Below are 15,395 nucleotides of genomic sequence, written 5' to 3' on the forward strand. Positions count from 1 at the left end.
CGCCAGGCCCCGCCGCGGGGGGCCCGCTCCCCCCCCCCCCCCCCCCCCCCCCCCCCCCCCCCCCCCCCCCCCCCCCCCCCCCCCCCCCCCCCCCCCCCCCCCCCCCCCCCCCCCCCCCCCGGTCCTGCACAGGATCTCCACACGTCCTGCCTAGGCTCTGCGCTTGTGGATCCGAAGACCGAGGAATTGCGGGCGGCGCATGACGCTCTCGCCGAGTTCTATGCCGCAAACCTGACCGACACGCTGGCGGAATTTCCGGTCGACCGGGCCGTGCTCGGGTTGTTCGCCGAGTTCGTCCTGGCCGCGGGTCTCGGCACCGACGTCCTGGACGTGGGGTGCGGGACGGGTCGTCTCGAGCCGTTCCTCGCGTCGCGGGGGCTGACTCCCCGGGGGGTGGATCTCTCGCCCGGGATGATCGAGGTGGCGCGGCGGGACCGGCCCGATTTCACGTTCGAGGTCGCCGACGTACGGGAGCTGCCGTTCGCGGACGCGTCGCTGGCCGGGGTCGTCGGCTGGTATTCGCTGATGTACCTCGCTCCCGGTGACCGGGCCGTGGCGTTCGCCGAGCTGGCGCGGGTCGTCAGGCCGGGTGGTTTCCTGGCGACCGCGTTCAAGGCCGGGGACAGTACGTTGCGGCGGGGCGGCAAGGGTGCCAACCTCGGTGTGGAGTTCGACGTCTACTGGATGTCACCGGCCGACATGGAGAGTCAGGTGAACGCGGCCGGCTTCACCACCGTGCACTGGGCGGGCCGTCCGGCGGGCAACGGATTGGGCGACAACCAGCCGCAGGGATACCTCCTGGCGGTTCGGGGAAGGTAGCTGTATATGGCTGATTCGATGGAAGCGGTGCGGCGGCTCCTGGATCTTCGCCACCGCAGTCGCCCGGAGGATCTACCCCCGGCCCTGGCCGCCGTGGCGTCGCTGATCGGTGCCACGAACGTCGTGGCCCTGATGATCGACTACGAGCAGATCTCGTTGTGGCCGCTGCAGGGCACCCCCGGTGACGACGCCGCGCGCAAGGTGAACGACACGCTCGCCGGGCATGCTTTCCGCACCGCGGAGACCACCCAGGAGGATTCCTGCCTGTTCCTGCCGCTGCTGCACGGCGCCGAGCGGCTGGGCGTGCTCGAGGTGTGGCTCGAGGAACAGCCCGACGAGCGGCTGCGGCGCGACCTGGTGGTCATCGCCGCGCTGGTGGCCGAGCTGATCGCGAGCCGGCGCTTCTACGGCGACGCGGTGGAACGGACCCGGCGCCGGATGCCGATGCAGCTGGCCGCCGAGATCATCTGGAACCAGCTGCCGCCGTTGACGTTCGCGGCCAACGACGCGCTGGTCACCGCCGTGCTGGAACCGTGCTACGACGTGGGCGGGGACGCGTTCGACTACGCGGCGAACGGCGACATCATCCATGTGGCCCTGTTCGACACCGTGGGGCACGGGATCAGTGCGAGTGCGCTGACCACGCTGGCCCTCAACACGTACCGTAACGCCCGGCGGTCGGGGCTGGACCTGGTGGACACGTACCGGTCGATCGACAAATGGATCCGGGCCCAGTACCCGGGTTCGTTCGTGACCGCGGTGCTGGCCGAGCTCGACACCACCACCGGCTGTTACCGCCGGATCGCCGCCGGGCACCCGGCCGAGCTGCACCTGCGCGGCGACCAGCCGCAGGAGGCGCTGCCGACACCGACCGCCCTGCCGCTCGGTCTCGGGCACATGGTGCGGCGCGGCCCCGGGGTGACCGAGCTGATGCTGGCGCCCGGCGACACGCTGGTGCTGTACACCGACGGGATCACCGAGGCACGATCGGCGGACGGGGAGCTGTTCGGCCTCGACCGGCTGGCCGCGTTCGTGCGCGACGAGCAGCGGGCACGGACCCCGGCGGCGGAGATGATGCGGCGGCTGATCCACACCATCGTCTCGTACGAGAACGGGGAGCTGCGGGACGACGCGACCGCTGCCGTCGTACAGTGGCGTCCGCTCTAGATCGGTAGTGGGCTCGTCGGTTTGATCTCCTGCAGGCGCAGCAGGGTGGTCAGGCGCTGGGCGCCGCCCTTGAGGGACAGCTGCATCAGCACGCTCTGCAGCTCGGCCACGTCACGGGCCACGATCAGCATCATCACGTCGATCTCGCCGGCCACCCAGTCGGCGGCGATCACCTGCGGGATGGACAGCACGGTCTGCTCGAAGACCTTGCTGCTGCGCGCCCCGTTGCGGGTGAGCGTGGCCGAGACGTACACCTGCAGGGGGAAGCCGGCCTGACCCGGGTCGAGCCGCGCGCAGATGGTGCGGATCACCCCGGACTGCTTGAGCCGGCGCACCCGGTTGAGGGTGGCGGCGGGGGAGAGGCCGACGATCCGGGCCAGGTCGAGGTTCGACCGGTCGGCGTCCTGCTGCAGTTCGTTGAGCAGTTGGACGTCGATTTCATCAAGTTGAACCGCCATGTGACCAAATATAGTTTCGTCCTGAGCCCAAGTCGACGAATTCTGTCTCCCCGCGTGGACGATCGGGATCATGCGTAACGACCGTCGCCTCACCCTGCTCGCCCTCGCCACCGCCGGCCTGCTCTGGGGCACCACCATTCCCCTGACCAAGGTCGCGCTGGCCGGTGTCGGCCCGGGCTGGCTCACGGTCGTCCGGTTCACCCTCGCCGCCCTGCCGATCGCGATCATCGCGCGCCACAAGCTGCGGGCGGCGATCTCACCGCGCGTCGTGGCCTGGGGGATCATCGGGTACGGCGGGGTGCTCACCCTGCAGAACGCCGGTATCGCGCGGACCAGCGTCAGCCACGCGGCGCTGATCGTCGGGGCGGTGCCGGTGCTGGTCGCCCTCATGGGCCTGGCGACCGGCCGCGGTGTGACCGGGGCCGGCAACTGGGCCGGGCTGGCGATCTCGCTGCTCGGCATCGGGGTCATCGCCGGGCACGGCGGCGGCGAGGCGACCCTGACCGGGGACGCGCTCGTCGGGGCGTCGGCGGTGCTGTCCGCGGCGTTCCTGGTGGCCCAGCCCAAGCTGCTCGCCGGGCGCAGCCCGCTCGCGGTCACCGGCGTCCAGTTCGCCGCCGGCGCTGTCGCGGTGCTGCCGATGGCGCTGGCCGGTGGCGCGCCTCCGGTGCCCGGCATGATGCCGGCGGTGGCCACGCTGATCCTCACCTTCGCCGGGACGCTGGCCCCGTTCGCGCTGTTCGCCTACGGCCAGTCCCGGGTCTCGCCGTCGGCCGCCGGCGCGTTCCTCAACCTCGAACCGCTGGTCGGCTTCCTCATCGGCGTGGCCCTGTTCGGCGACGCGTTCGGGTCCGCCCAGGCCGCCGGCGGGATCGCGGTCCTGGCCGGGATCGCGCTGACCTCGGTCTCGCTGTTCGGCGTGGCCCGTCCGGCCCGTCCGGCCCGCCGCACCGCCGTCCGGCAGCCGGAACTCCACGTCGAGGCCGGGATGCTCGCGGCGGACGCGGGGCATCCGGTCCTCGAGCCGTCAGTGGGCGTGCGCTAGTTTGTGCGGCCGCCGGGTCCAGGCGACGCTCCGGTCGAGGATCGCCCGCGCCATGATCCAGACACACAACCCGCCGTTGAGGAACGACGCGGTCACGTCGGTCGGGTGGTGCATGCCGCGGTACAACCGGCCCACCGCCACGCCGACCGGCACCAGGATCAGCAGCCAGCACAGCGCCTTGAGCCAGGTGCGGTTCGTCAGGGTCGCCAGCACCACGGCCATCCCGAGGTACAGCGCGACCGCGGCCGAGGTGTGCCCGGACGGGAAGCTGGACGTCGGCGGGGAGGCGTCCATGTGGCTGACCTCCGGGCGCATCCGGTCGATCACCAGAGTGGTGAAGAAGAAGATGAGCGCCTGGGCGGTGACACCCGCGCACAGGAACAGCGGCTCGCGCCACCGCTTCAGGGTCAGCCGCAGGATGATCGCCACCACCGCGGTCACCCCGATGATCACCGGGGTGCTGCCGATCGTGCTGAAGATGAACGAGAGCGTGTTGCCCACCGACTCCCGGTCACGTTCGAAGTCCCGGTTGACGGCGTCCTCGACCGTGAACGGCCAGGTGTTCTCCAGGACCTTCGTGATGAGCAGGCCCAGACCCACCATCACCACGAAGAGTACGGCGACAGGTGCGAAGATCCGCTTGAGGAACTGAACCGCTGCATCGGGCATGGACGCGCCAGTACCCGATCGGAACTCGTGTTACGCCTGTGCCTTCTCGGTGTGCAGGCTCGGGTCCACGCCCCGCTCCACCACCGGCAGCAGACCCCGGTGCGTGAAAGCCATCGTGGTGGCCGCGATGACCGCGACACCGAGCAGGATCCCGGCCGTCACATCACTGGTCCAGTGCACACCGAGGACGACCCGCGACAGCGCGGTCAGCAGGGTCACCGCCACCCCGGCCGTCCACAACAGCCAGCGCCGCCGCACGACCGGGAGCAGCACGAGCACGAAGACCCCGGCGGCGAGCGTGGCGTTCAGCGCGTGACCGGACGGGAACGAGTAGCCCGCCGCCCGCGCGACCGGGTCGAGGAACGAGGGGCGGTGCCGTTCGATGAGCAGCTTGATCACGATGCCGAGCAGGCCGCCGGCCGCCATCGTGGTGACCACCCACATGCCGGCGCCCCGGTGCCCGCGCCGCCACAGCCAGATCACCAGGCCCAGCGCGGCCACCCGCAACGGGTTCGGGTCGAAGATGTTCGTCCACCACACCGTGACGTCGACCCACTCCGGATTCCGCAGCGCCCAGTCGTGCACCGCCGCCGTGATCGACGCGTCCGCGTCGTGCAGTGGCGGCCATCCGCCGACCACCATGATCGAGAGCAGGGCGAACGGCACCAGCACCGCGACCGCGATCACGGCCACGGTGGTCAGCCGTCTCCCAAGGTTCATGAACCAGTCGTACCCCGGACACCTGCTTGTTACTCAGCTCGGAGTCCGCGCGCTGCGCCGTGCACGACGGCGCTGCTCAAGGCATAGTGATCCGGCAGGCGCGGCGCCAGGCCCCGCCAGGCCCGGCGCCGCGTCTGTGCCCCTTACCCGTCGTCTCGTCCGCGGTGCGAGCGGATCCGACTGCCCCTTTTGAGTAGCCGCAGCAGGGAAACACACGTATCCGGACGGTTCCGTCCGCCGGTACCGTCTCGGTCATGCCCTCTCCCTCGACCGCCCCGAAGCCTTCCAGAGCAACCTTGCACGGACCTTGCGCGGCGCACCGGCCCGTCGCGTGAGCATGGGCGCCCTCGACATCCGGGTGCTCGGTGACGTGCAGATCCTCGTCGGCGGAGAACCCCAGCTCCGGCGCACCCAGGAGAAGAAAGCGCTCGCCGTGCTCGTCGCGGCCCGCGCACCCCAGCGCCCCGAGGCGTTCCTCGACGCGATCTGGGACTCCGGCCACCCCACCGCCCGCGACGCGCTGCTCGCCCCGGTCATCGCCCGGCTGCGCCGCATCCTGCGCGAACACGGCCTCGACATCACCTCGGCCCGCCAGTCCCCCGGCTACCACCTGGTCGCCGGCCCGGACGCCGACCTCGTCGCCGCCGTCGACGCCTACCGCTTCGAACACGCCGCGCTCGCCGTCCTCGACCTGCTCGACGCCGGCGACCACGACGGGGCCGAGCAGCAGTACACCACCGCGGCCGGGCTCTGGACCGCCGGCCCGTTCGCCGAGTTCGGCCCCGAGTGGTCGGCCGGCGAACCGATGCGCGGCCTGCGCGGCGAGCTCGACCGGGTCCGCGAACGCGTCGTCGAACGGATGGCCCGGGCCGCCCTGACCCGCGGGCACTACGACCGCGCGGCCGCGTGGTCCACCCAGCCGATGGCCGCCGGCCTCGACCGGCGCGACGCGTTGTGGCTGCTCCACACGCTCGACACGCTGCGCCGCCACGGCGTGACCGCCGCCGAGGAACTCGTCGAGGACGGCAACAAGGACGGCCTCGACCCGGCGACCACGGCCCGCGCCTTCGACCTGATCAGCCTGCACGAGTACGGCATCGACGTGCACCGCCCGCTGACCGCGCCGCCCGGAGACCCCGGTCAGGCCGCCGCCTTCGACCCGTTCTTCGCCGACATGGGAACCCCTTTCGCCGTACGCCATGGTGGCTCCTCGCCCGATGGTCTGCTCTCCGGTCTGTTCGCGGGAGCGTCGGCGCGCGGCGCGGGGGTGCTGGTCGTCCGGTGCCGCAACCTCGACGACCTCTCCCCGTGGCGCACCATGGCCGGGCTGCTGTGGGCCCACGGCCGGCGCGACCTCGCGCTCGGCACACTCTCCCCGGCCCAGCGCAAACTCGTCATGGACTTCGTGGCCGCCGCCGAACCGGGCGGCACCCGGCCCGGCACCGACCACGACCTCGGGCAGCTCATCGCTCTGCTCGAGGCTCTGCTGCGCCCGGTGCTGCGGACCACGCCGCTGATCCTGGTCTTCGACGACGCCCACCTGATCAGCCCGGTCGCCCACCAGGTGCTGATTGAGCTCTCCACCCGGCTCAGCGACTGGCCCCTCGGCATCGTGACGATCAGCGCCGCGCCGGCCGCTTCCGCCGCGTCCCTCGCTCCCATCGCTCCCGCGGTGTCGTCGCCGTCCGCCCGGATGCCGGCCCCCGACGGGCCTTCGGCTTCTGACGCGGCGGAGGCCTACGCGGCCATGGCGGCGCGGATCGCCGGCGGTGAGCGGCTCACGACACCCGTGGCGGTGCTCATGGCCCGGCAGGCCCGGGCGGCGCGGCGACTGCTGCCCGCCGAGACGGTGGCCGCGGCGATGCTCGCCGCCGCGCGGGCCGAACGGCAGGGATACTCGGCGCGGGCCGCGATCGACTGGGCCCGGGCCGGCCTGGAACTCGGCGGCCCCGCCACGGTGACCGCCGACCTGTTCATGACACTGGGCGACGCCCACGGTGACCTCGGGGAAGCCGCCGAGTCCTCCCGGCAGTACCGGCACGCGTTCGAGGCCGCCGACGGCCTGCCCCTGCTGCAGGCGACCGCGGCGGTCCGGCTCGCCCGGCAGTGGTCCGACCCCGGCCTGGTCGACGAACAGATGGTCTTCGAACTCCGCCGGGCGCTGCGAGCGTTGCAGCCGGTGCCGGGTCCGGAAGCCGATTCGGTACGCCTGCAGCTGCAGGCCCACCTCGCCCACAAGTCCACGATGGCGGTGACCGCCGAGGTCCGGCCCCCCGGTTCCGACCCCGAGGCCGGGCCCGAACTCGCCCGCAGGACCCTGCGCCTGCTCACCGCCGACCACGATCCGGCGGTGCGCTGCGAGGTGCTCAACGAATGCCGTTGGGGCCTCTACGACCACGCGTCCCCACGCGAACTCGTCGAGGTCTCGGAACGGCTCCGGGAAGCCAGCATCGCGGCCCGCTCCCCGTACTTCGAGAGTGAGGCCCTGCTCGCCCTGATCATCGACCACATCCGCCTCGGCGGCCTGCCCTACGTGCACGCGGCTCTGAAGGACCACCGCAAACTCGTCGCCGAACACCCCCGCCCGCAGGGAGAATGGCTGCAGGGCGTCCTCGACACGACGATGCATCTGTGGCGCGGCACGTTCGACGGCGCGGCGGCCTGGTTGTTCGGCCCCGGCCGGCAGGCGGTCGACGAGCTGCGCGACCGCCCGGTGGTGCCCGCCGACAACTTCCGGCAGACCTGGCAGGGGCAGTCCTTCTGGCTGCTGCGCGAACTCGGCCGCTCCGAGGACCTGTTCGCCCAGGAGCTGACCGGCGACATCGAACTCGACGCCCACTTCCCGATCTGGCCGGCCAGCCTCATCATGGCCTGCTGCGACACCGGCCGGTACGAGGAAGCCTCCGACCGGCTGGCCGCTTTCCTCATTGCCCACCGCGACCTGGCCGGCTGGCCCCCACACGGCTGGGCCGTCCCGACCGCGGCCCTGCTCGCCGAGTCGGTGTCGGCCCTGCGGGCGGCCCGTCCCGGCGACCCGGTGACCGCGACGATCAGCCCGGTCCTGCGCCGCATGCTCGCCACCCACCGCGACGAACTCGTCCTGGCCGGCTGGCCGGTCGCGGTGATCGGCCCGGCGGCCCGCTTCAGCGGCCTGCTGGCCCTGGCCGACAACGACCTGCCGGCCGCCCTCGACGACCTGGCCCGGGCGGCAACCCTGGCCCAGGACTCCCCACCCACCCTGGCCCGGATCCGTTACGACCAGGCCCAGGCCCTGCTCCGGCGCGGCACCCCGGAGGACCGCACCGAGGCCACCATCCTGGCCGAACGCAGCCGTGCCGCGGCCCAACGCCTCGGCATGGCCAAACTGGCAGCCGACGTCGTAGCCCTGCAAGCCGAACTCTGAGCCGGCCCGCCTGAAAGTGGAGCCGGCCTCTGGTTCGGGCCGGCCCCACTTTCGGCTTCGTGCCTGTCCCGGCGGTTACTGCCCGGGGCGGACCGCCTCGGCCAGGGCGGCGCGGATCTTGTCGGCGCCGGCCGGGGTCGCGGCGGGGTCGCCGTAGGTGCCGTAGGGCGGACCGTAGACCGGCTGCCCCGGCTCGAAACGCCAGCTGTCGGCGAGCGTGCCGACGTCCACCGCGTCGTAGCCGATCGCGTTCAGGAAGGCCGACGCGGTCTGCTTCGCGTCGACATCGTCGCCGGCGATGGGCAGCGCGGTGCGGTCCGCGGCGCCTTCCGGCCGGTTGAGTACAGCGAGGTGCACGTAGTTGATGTTGTTGAACACCTTCACCACCCGCGCTTCGCCGAGGAACTTCTGCTCCAGGGCGGCGCTGGTCACCGACCCGTTGTCGAGCTCGGCGAAGTGCCCGTCCCGCTGCGGGTAGTAGTTGTTCGTGTCGAGCACGACCTTCCCGGCCAGCTCTTTCACGGGCAGGTCCTTGAACGCCTTGAACGGCACGCTCACCACCACGATGTCCCCGGCCTCGGCGGCCTCGACCGCGGTGCCCGCCTTCGCGCGGGAGCCGAGCTCGGTGACCAGCTCGGCCAGCGTCTCCGGCCCGCGCGAGTTGCTCACCACCACGTCGTAGCCGGCCGCGACCGCGAGGCGCGCGACAGCGCTGCCGATGTAACCACTCCCGATGAATCCAACAGTCGTCATATCCGGAGCAACCGCTCCGCTCTGCGGGTATTCCCGGGGCTGCCCGAAATGTCACCCTGGCCACACCCGCCGGGCGCGCCGTGGGCCGGGTCAGCCGAGCTTGAGCAGCAGATCGGTGAGTTCGGCCGGCATCGTGATCATGCAATCGTGGCCGGTGGGCAGCTCCCAGACCTGCGTCGGGTCGCCGTTGGGCTGCACCGGGGCCACCGGGCGCCGGTTCGGCGGGGCTCCGGTCGTGCACTCGATGTGCGTACGGGGAATCCTCGCCGTCGCCGGGTTGTCCAGCCGGACCGGCTGCTGGAAGCAGCGGACCGCGTCGTCGGAGAGCATGCTGCGCAGCCAGGCCTGGTCCGTGGGGTCGGTGACGCCGAACAGGCCGGCGGGTGGCGGCATCTCCGGCAGCGGCGGGATGCGCCACGGGGTGCCGGTCAGCGCGGCCCGGTCGATCAGGAATTGCGTCATGGGGATGACGTCGACCGCGGACTCGCCGTCCTCGGGGACCATCGCGTCCAGGTAGACCAGCTGCCCGATCCGCTCGGGGATCTCGTTGGCCACGGAGCTGATCACCAGCCCGGCGTAACTGTGCCCGACCAGCACCACGTCGCTCAGGTCCGACCCGGTGATCAGCCGTACGACGTCCGCCACGTGGGTGTCGAGGCCGACGTCCGGGCCGAGCAGGTGGGCCCGGTCGCCGTGGCCGGTCAGTGACGGGGCGAGGGCCCGGTGCCCGGCGTCGGTCAGCAGCGGGATGACGCGCTTCCAGGCTTCCCCGGTGTGCCATGCGCCGTGCACCAGGACATAGGTGGACATGTCTTCTCCTCGGTGAGGGTGAGGTTCAGGCGGAGGCGACGGCGAGTGCGAGCGTGATCACCGCGAGGGCCAGGAGCAGGGCGGGCATCGGCAGGCCCTTGACGTCCTTGACCCGCACGTGCGTGATCACCGCGCCGGCGAAGTAGAGGACGAGGCCGGCCGCCGCGGCGATGCCCAGCGGCCGCCACGCGATGCCGATCCACAGGCCGATCGCGCCGGCCAGGTTGAGCAGGCCGAGAGGCACGAACCACGACGTGGGTACGCCCGCCGTGGCCAGGCCGGCGACCACCCGGTCCACCCCTCGGATCTTGGCGACGGCGGAGCCGGTGACTGCCAGCCCGTACCCGGCGGCGGCTATGACGTAGGCGACGAACATGGGGCACTCCCGATGGTGGTGGTCTAGTAATCGTTTGAAGCGTACAACGATTATTTGGTTCCAACAATCTTGCCCCCGGGTATGGTGGGACACATGGCATCGACTGCGCGCACCGCGCTCCCGCCCCAGCTGGGCGTGCTCCTGGCCGGCCGCGGCGCGGTCGCCGGTGCCCGCGTCCGCACCGCCCTCGCGGCCCGGGGCCTGACCATGCGGTCCGTCTTCACGCTGACCCACCTGGCCGACGGGCCGGTCAACCAGCAGGCGCTGATCGACCTGCTCGGCGTCGACCCGAGCGCGCTGGTCGCGGTCCTCAACGAGCTGGAGGCGCTGGGCCTGCTCAACCGGCAGCGCGACACGGCGGACCGCCGGCGGCACATCGTCACGATCACGCCCGAGGGCATCAGGACACTCGCGGACGTCGACGCGATCCTGGGCGGCGCGGACGACGACCTGTTCGCCGCACTGTCCACCGAGGAGCGGCGGCAACTCGAGCGGTTGCTGGAAAAGGTCGCCGACACGGACTCCTGCGGCGACAAGTACTGACCGGGCGGCTCGGCCGTCGAGGTGGTCGTCCCGGTTCGTGGCGTTCTCGGCCGGCCCGCGCTCCGAATCCTGGTGCGGTCGCGAGCCGTTCTCGTCGTTCAGCGAATGGCGTTGCGCAATGTGCGGAACAGTTGTCCTAGGCGCTGACGATGGTGCAGGGCTGTCTCGGCGAGGGCTTCGCCGGCCATGAGGCGGCGCGCGTTGTCGGTGAGCACGGTGGTGTAGCCCGATATGAAGAAGGCGGCTAACAGCGTGCTGTCACCGTCGAAGTCCGGATCGCGTTCGAGTTCGTCGGTCAGCAGGTTCTGCAGGTCAGCGGCGATTTCTCGGGCCCGGGCGATGAGGGGGGTGGAGCCGGCCACGGTGCGGAAGAACGGGGTGGACTCGGCGGCGATGCCCGACAGCCCGTGGTGGTCCTCGGTCAGCCGCAGCATCAGGGCCTCCAGTGAGTCCAGCACGTCGGTTCCCGCGGGACGATCGCGGACCGCCGAGCGCAGCATCTGCATGGCGTCCTCGGCCCGGTCCAGCAAGAGGTCTTCCTTGCGCGGGAAGTGCTTGAACACGGTGACGGTGGAGACTCCGGCCGCGCGGGCGACGGCGGCCACGGTGACGGCGTCGAACCCCTGGTCAAGGAACAGCTGGGTGGCGATCTGCGAGATTCGCGCCCGTGTCTGCGGTCCCCCGCGGGCATCGGTACGTGGCATGTGGCCCCCTCCTTGGCTGCCGCCAGCATAGTGGTTGTGCAACTAACCTTAGTGAGTTAACTTAGTGGCATGTCCACCGCTGAGGTTAGCCCCACCGATATGGCTCGATCCGAATCTCTGGGTGACAGATGGGTCGCCCTGACCGGGCTGTCCGCGGTGTTCCTGTTCGAGATGCTCGACAACTCCATCCTCAACGTCGCGCTGCCCACCATCGGCCGTGAGCTGCAGGCGACGACGACCGCGCTGCAATGGGTGACCGGCGCCTACTCGGTCGCCTTCGGCGGGCTGATGCTGCTGTTCGGGGCGATCGCCGACCGGTTCGGGCGGCGCCGGGTCATGCTGACCGGATTGATCCTGCTGGGCGCCGCGAGTCTCGCGACCATGGTCGTGTCGACCGCCGGGCAGCTCATCGCGGTACGGGCGTGCATGGGAGTCGCGGCGGCGATGACCACCCCGGGCTCCATGGCGCTGGCCTTCCGGTTGTTCCGGGCCGACGACCTGCGGGTGCGGGCCATCACGGTCATCTCGACGGCCGGGCTGGTGGGTCTGGCGATCGGCCCGACGGTAGGCGGTTTCGTGCTCGCCGTCGCCCCATGGCAGGCCCTGCTCCTTGTCAATGTGCCGATCGCGGCACTCGCGTTCGCCGGGATCCGCCTCGGCGTCGCCGCGGACGACCCGAGCAGCCTGCACGCCGACCCACTCGACATCCCGGGCGCGGTGCTGGGCACGGCGACGATCATCCTGGCCCTGGTCACGCCGACTTTGTTCGTGGACGAGGGCGCCGGCTCGTGGGCGCCTCGGGCCACCGCGGCGGCAACGATCGCCGCGGCCGCGGCCTTCGTCCGGCGCGAGCGGACGGCCCGTCACCCCCTGCTCGACCTGCGGCTGCTGGCAGTACCGCTGGTCTCGAGCGGCCTGGCCTACAAGGCCGCCGCCGGTCTGGCCGTCGCCGGCCTCGGCTACCTGGTGACACTGCTGCTGCAGTTCGCCTGGGGCTGGTCCCCCGCGATGGCGGCCGTCGGCATGCTGCCGCAGGTCATCGTGTTGCTCGCCGGCGGTCGGCTCGTGGCCCCCTTCGTGCGGCGCGTCGGCCTGGAACGGGCGGCCTGGCTGAGTGCCGCCGCGGTCGTCACCGGACTCGCCGCCTTCGCCGCACTGAACAGGTTCGGCTATCCCGGGGTGCTGGTCGCGCTTGTGCTCGTCGCCGCCGGTATGCGCGTCGTCGGGGTCGTGGCCGGCAACAACGTGCTGCGTGGCCTGCCGGAGAACCGCACCTCGATCGGCGCGGCCCTCGTCGACATCTCCAGCGAACTCGCCACCGGCGTCGGCATCGCCGCCACCGGCACCATCCTGGCCGCCCTGTTCACCGGCAGCCTCACCGCCTCGAGCTGGAGCACCGCACAAGCCGGGCAGTTCCAGCAGGCGATGACCATCGCGGCCGGCACCCTCACCGCCGTCGCGGCCGCACTCGTCACCTACGGCCTCATCCGCTCGCACACCACCATTTCCGCCAAGGAGACCCACCATGTCTGACGTCCTGCCGCGCCCACCGTTCGACCCCGAACTCGACGTGTTCCTCACCGCCATGCACGAACGCGGCCCCTTCACCCTGACCACCGACATGCTGCCGCGCATGCGGATGCTCGACACCACCGAACAAGCCCTCGACCAGCGGCTGCAGGCCCGCGGTTGGGAACGCCGCACCCTCACCATCGCCGGCTACCAGGATGCCCCCATCAACCTGGCGGTCATCAGCCGTGCCGGGCGCACCGGTCCGGCCACGTGCTTCTACACCATGCACGGCGGCGGCATGATGTTCGGCCACTACCTCGGCAACCTCGACTCCTACGACGACTGGCTGCTCACCCACGACGATGTCGTCCTGGTCAGCGTCGACTACCGCCTCGCCCCGGAGCACCCCGACCCCTATCCGGTCGAGGACTGCTACGCCGGCCTGCTGTGGACCGCCGCCCACGCCGACGAGCTGGGCATCGACCCCGCGCGCATCGTGCTGGCCGGGCAGAGCGCCGGCGGCGGCCTCGCCGCGGGCACCGCACTCCTGGCCCGCGACCGGCAGGGACCACCACTGTTCGGCCAGATCCTGATCTCCCCGATGCTCGACGACAGCGACTCGACCGTCTCGACCCACCAGATCGACGGCGTCGGTGTCGCCGACCGCGCCATGACCCGCTTCGGCTGGACCGCCTACCTCGGCGACCGGCGCGGTGGCGACGACGTGTCCCCCTACGCCGCCCCGGCCCGGGCCACCGACCTGACCGGCATGCCACCGACCTACCTCGACTGCGCGAGCGCCGAGGTGTTCCGCGACGAGACCGTGGCCTATGCCAGCAGGCTCTGGCAGGCCGGCATCAACGCCGAACTGCACGTCTGGCCCGGCGGATTCCACGGCTTCACCAGCATGATGCCCCAAGCGGCACTGTCCCGGACCGCTACCGCCGCACTGACAACCTGGACCAACCGACTGCTCGCTGGATGACCTGTCGACGACACGTCGACCCCGGTCGGCCGTTGGTCATCCGTTACCGCTTGCGGTGCCGGCGCAGCGGGCCGGGGCGGATGCTCCACCAGAGCTTCCGCCACCAGGAACGGTCGGACCGGAGCGCTTCCGCGTACGCGACGGCCTGCTCGCCGGCCCGCCGGCGGCACATTGTCACGATCATGGCCGAGGGCACCAGGACGCTCGCGGACGACGACCTGTTCGCCGTACTGTCCACCGAGGAGCGGCTGCGACTCGAGCGGTTGCTGGAAAAGGTCGCCGACACGGACTCCTGCGGTGACAAGTACTGACCGGACGGCTCAGCTGTCGAGGTAGTCGTCCCAGTTCGTGGCGTTCTCGGCCGGCCCGCGCTCCGATTCCTGGTGCAGTCGCGAGTCGATGTCGGCGGCCCACTGCTGCGCCCACCAGACAACAGCGTTCGCCTCGTCGTAGGTCAAGCCGTAGTCCAAGAAACGTCGCGCACCACGTAGCTCGATCGACGCCAGGCGGCTCTGGAGGGCGGCGGGAGACCACGCCGGCTGGTGGATGCGACCGAGTCGTTCCAGGTCGAGCAGTGTATATCCGCCTCGAACCGCTGCGGCATGCACATCGACGAAGTCTCGGTGCGCTGCGCGGTCATGAAGTGCCGCGACCTTCATCCCGACCGCATCGTCCAGGTCCAGGACCGGCCCGACGGCCAAGAGGGCGGGTGGTCCGATCGCTTCCTTGAGCACATCCACCGCGCAGGACCGGGTGCTGTCGGTGACCGACAGTCGGGCCATGCGCGGGGTGACTTCGACAACGGAAACGGTGAAGCCGGCAGCGTGGAAAGCGTTGAAGAGCCGGTCGACGATCTCCGGCATCGGCATCGGCATCGGGATCGCGGTCGCGGTGGCGAAGTCGACGTCCTCCGACGGGCGAGTGGTGAGCTCGTGCGCGCTGATCGCGTATCCCCCGGCGAGAACCAGACCGAGATCGTGACCGGCGCGGAACACGATATCGGTCAATGTCCGGTGAAAGTCCTCCATCGCGATGCGGTCACCCCTGAAGAAGCTGCGGCATCTTCTGTTCCCAGACGTCGGTCAGCTCCCAGGTGGTCAGCCTCTTCACCTTCCACCAGTCGAGGCGCAGGAGATCTCCGTTGATGTAGAAGGCGTTGTCGTCGCGGAGACCGCAGCTCAGCAGCAGGGTGTACAGGTTCAGCCGTTCCGGCGGGTCGGTGACATCGAAGTCGGGCGGCCCGGACCAGCACAACCGGTTGGGCAGGACGATGACGCCGGTTGTGGGCCCGCGCAGCTCATCCCAGCGAGGGACGCGGTCCGCCGCGGTGCTGAACCGGGAGGGAAGGACTTCGCTGGTCATGCAGGTCATCGTATCCCCGCGGACGATGGCACGGCACCGGCAGCGTCACGGGATCCGCCGGCGTGCTCT

At 71.1% G+C, this 15,395-nt stretch carries 18 protein-coding genes; 8 read left to right on the forward strand and 10 right to left on the reverse strand.

Annotated elements, in window-relative coordinates; all coding sequences use genetic code 11:
• The first annotated feature begins 165 nt into the window (after positions 1 to 165).
• Together ACIA6A_RS16070 and ACIA6A_RS16075 are read left to right on the forward strand one after the other, a co-directional pair.
• The gene (locus ACIA6A_RS16070) at positions 166 to 819 is read left to right on the forward strand and encodes a class I SAM-dependent methyltransferase (protein ID WP_396098388.1); all 654 of its coding nucleotides are present in this window, start codon (positions 166 to 168) and stop codon (positions 817 to 819) included.
• A gap of 6 nt (positions 820 to 825) precedes the next feature.
• The gene (locus ACIA6A_RS16075; RefSeq protein ID WP_396098389.1) at positions 826 to 1,986 is read left to right on the forward strand and encodes a PP2C family protein-serine/threonine phosphatase; all 1,161 of its coding nucleotides are present in this window, start codon (positions 826 to 828) and stop codon (positions 1,984 to 1,986) included.
• Here the strand turns inward: ACIA6A_RS16075 and ACIA6A_RS16080 are convergent.
• On the reverse strand, positions 1,983 to 2,444 hold the full coding sequence (locus tag ACIA6A_RS16080; RefSeq protein WP_396098390.1) for an Lrp/AsnC family transcriptional regulator: 462 nt from the start codon (positions 2,442 to 2,444) through the stop codon (positions 1,983 to 1,985). The two genes, ACIA6A_RS16075 and ACIA6A_RS16080, sit on opposite strands and share 4 nt — an antisense overlap.
• Before the next feature lie 70 nt (positions 2,445 to 2,514).
• Between ACIA6A_RS16080 and ACIA6A_RS16085 the strand changes: the two genes are divergently transcribed.
• Positions 2,515 to 3,489, forward strand: a complete 975-nt coding sequence (locus ACIA6A_RS16085; protein ID WP_396098391.1) for a DMT family transporter — start codon at positions 2,515 to 2,517, stop codon at positions 3,487 to 3,489.
• Here the strand turns inward: ACIA6A_RS16085 and ACIA6A_RS16090 are convergent.
• A complete protein-coding gene (locus tag ACIA6A_RS16090) occupies positions 3,472 to 4,158 on the reverse strand; it encodes a phosphatase PAP2 family protein (RefSeq protein ID WP_396098392.1) in 687 nt (228 codons plus the stop codon). The two genes, ACIA6A_RS16085 and ACIA6A_RS16090, sit on opposite strands and share 18 nt — an antisense overlap.
• A 30-nt stretch (positions 4,159 to 4,188) precedes the next feature.
• Positions 4,189 to 4,878 (reverse strand): phosphatase PAP2 family protein, encoded by a 690-nt coding sequence (locus tag ACIA6A_RS16095; RefSeq protein WP_396098393.1) that lies wholly within the window; start codon positions 4,876 to 4,878, stop codon positions 4,189 to 4,191.
• A 331-nt stretch (positions 4,879 to 5,209) separates the two neighbouring features.
• Between ACIA6A_RS16095 and ACIA6A_RS16100 the strand changes: the two genes are divergently transcribed.
• A complete protein-coding gene (locus tag ACIA6A_RS16100) occupies positions 5,210 to 8,281 on the forward strand; it encodes a hypothetical protein (protein ID WP_396098394.1) in 3,072 nt (1,023 codons plus the stop codon).
• Positions 8,282 to 8,356: 75 nt separating this feature from the next.
• On the opposite strand, the gene ACIA6A_RS16105 is transcribed toward ACIA6A_RS16100, so the two are convergent.
• From ACIA6A_RS16105 to ACIA6A_RS16115, 3 genes are all read right to left on the reverse strand, one after another.
• Positions 8,357 to 9,034 (reverse strand): NADPH-dependent F420 reductase, encoded by a 678-nt coding sequence (locus ACIA6A_RS16105; RefSeq protein WP_396098395.1) that lies wholly within the window; start codon positions 9,032 to 9,034, stop codon positions 8,357 to 8,359.
• A gap of 90 nt (positions 9,035 to 9,124) precedes the next feature.
• The gene (locus ACIA6A_RS16110; RefSeq protein WP_396098396.1) at positions 9,125 to 9,844 is read right to left on the reverse strand and encodes an alpha/beta hydrolase; all 720 of its coding nucleotides are present in this window, start codon (positions 9,842 to 9,844) and stop codon (positions 9,125 to 9,127) included.
• Positions 9,845 to 9,869: 25 nt separating this feature from the next.
• On the reverse strand, positions 9,870 to 10,220 hold the full coding sequence (locus tag ACIA6A_RS16115; protein ID WP_396098397.1) for a DoxX family protein: 351 nt from the start codon (positions 10,218 to 10,220) through the stop codon (positions 9,870 to 9,872).
• 93 nt (positions 10,221 to 10,313) lie between these two features.
• On the opposite strand from ACIA6A_RS16115, the gene ACIA6A_RS16120 reads away from it, so the two are divergent.
• Positions 10,314 to 10,763: a MarR family winged helix-turn-helix transcriptional regulator gene (locus ACIA6A_RS16120; RefSeq protein ID WP_396098398.1), complete on the forward strand. Its 450-nt coding sequence runs from the start codon at positions 10,314 to 10,316 to the stop codon at positions 10,761 to 10,763.
• Positions 10,764 to 10,861: 98 nt separating this feature from the next.
• On the opposite strand, the gene ACIA6A_RS16125 is transcribed toward ACIA6A_RS16120, so the two are convergent.
• A complete protein-coding gene (locus ACIA6A_RS16125) occupies positions 10,862 to 11,467 on the reverse strand; it encodes a TetR/AcrR family transcriptional regulator (protein WP_396098399.1) in 606 nt (201 codons plus the stop codon).
• A gap of 99 nt (positions 11,468 to 11,566) precedes the next feature.
• Between ACIA6A_RS16125 and ACIA6A_RS16130 the strand changes: the two genes are divergently transcribed.
• Together ACIA6A_RS16130 and ACIA6A_RS16135 are read left to right on the forward strand one after the other, a co-directional pair.
• Positions 11,567 to 13,000 (forward strand): MFS transporter, encoded by a 1,434-nt coding sequence (locus ACIA6A_RS16130; protein ID WP_396098400.1) that lies wholly within the window; start codon positions 11,567 to 11,569, stop codon positions 12,998 to 13,000.
• Positions 12,993 to 13,964 (forward strand): alpha/beta hydrolase, encoded by a 972-nt coding sequence (locus ACIA6A_RS16135; RefSeq protein WP_396098401.1) that lies wholly within the window; start codon positions 12,993 to 12,995, stop codon positions 13,962 to 13,964. Before ACIA6A_RS16130 ends, ACIA6A_RS16135 begins: the two co-directional genes overlap by 8 nt.
• A gap of 43 nt (positions 13,965 to 14,007) precedes the next feature.
• Here ACIA6A_RS16135 and ACIA6A_RS16140 read toward each other — a convergent pair whose 3' ends face one another.
• Positions 14,008 to 14,148 carry a hypothetical protein gene (locus ACIA6A_RS16140; RefSeq protein WP_396098402.1) on the reverse strand — a complete coding sequence of 47 codons (141 nt, stop codon included), beginning with the start codon at positions 14,146 to 14,148 and terminating at the stop codon, positions 14,008 to 14,010.
• Here ACIA6A_RS16140 and ACIA6A_RS16145 point away from each other — a divergent pair.
• Positions 14,147 to 14,275, forward strand: coding sequence for a hypothetical protein (locus ACIA6A_RS16145; protein ID WP_396098403.1), 129 nt, complete (start codon positions 14,147 to 14,149; stop codon positions 14,273 to 14,275). The genes ACIA6A_RS16140 and ACIA6A_RS16145 overlap by 2 nt on opposite strands.
• Before the next feature lie 9 nt (positions 14,276 to 14,284).
• Here the strand turns inward: ACIA6A_RS16145 and ACIA6A_RS16150 are convergent, their stop codons facing one another.
• Positions 14,285 to 14,992 (reverse strand): nucleotidyl transferase AbiEii/AbiGii toxin family protein, encoded by a 708-nt coding sequence (locus tag ACIA6A_RS16150; RefSeq protein ID WP_396098404.1) that lies wholly within the window; start codon positions 14,990 to 14,992, stop codon positions 14,285 to 14,287.
• A gap of 10 nt (positions 14,993 to 15,002) precedes the next feature.
• On the reverse strand, positions 15,003 to 15,326 hold the full coding sequence (locus tag ACIA6A_RS16155) for a hypothetical protein (RefSeq protein ID WP_396098405.1): 324 nt from the start codon (positions 15,324 to 15,326) through the stop codon (positions 15,003 to 15,005).
• Between the last annotated feature and the right edge of the window lie 69 nt (positions 15,327 to 15,395).

This window comes from Actinoplanes sp. NPDC051494 (assembly GCF_044454705.1).
In the GTDB taxonomy this organism is placed as follows: Bacteria; Actinomycetota; Actinomycetes; order Mycobacteriales; family Micromonosporaceae; genus Actinoplanes.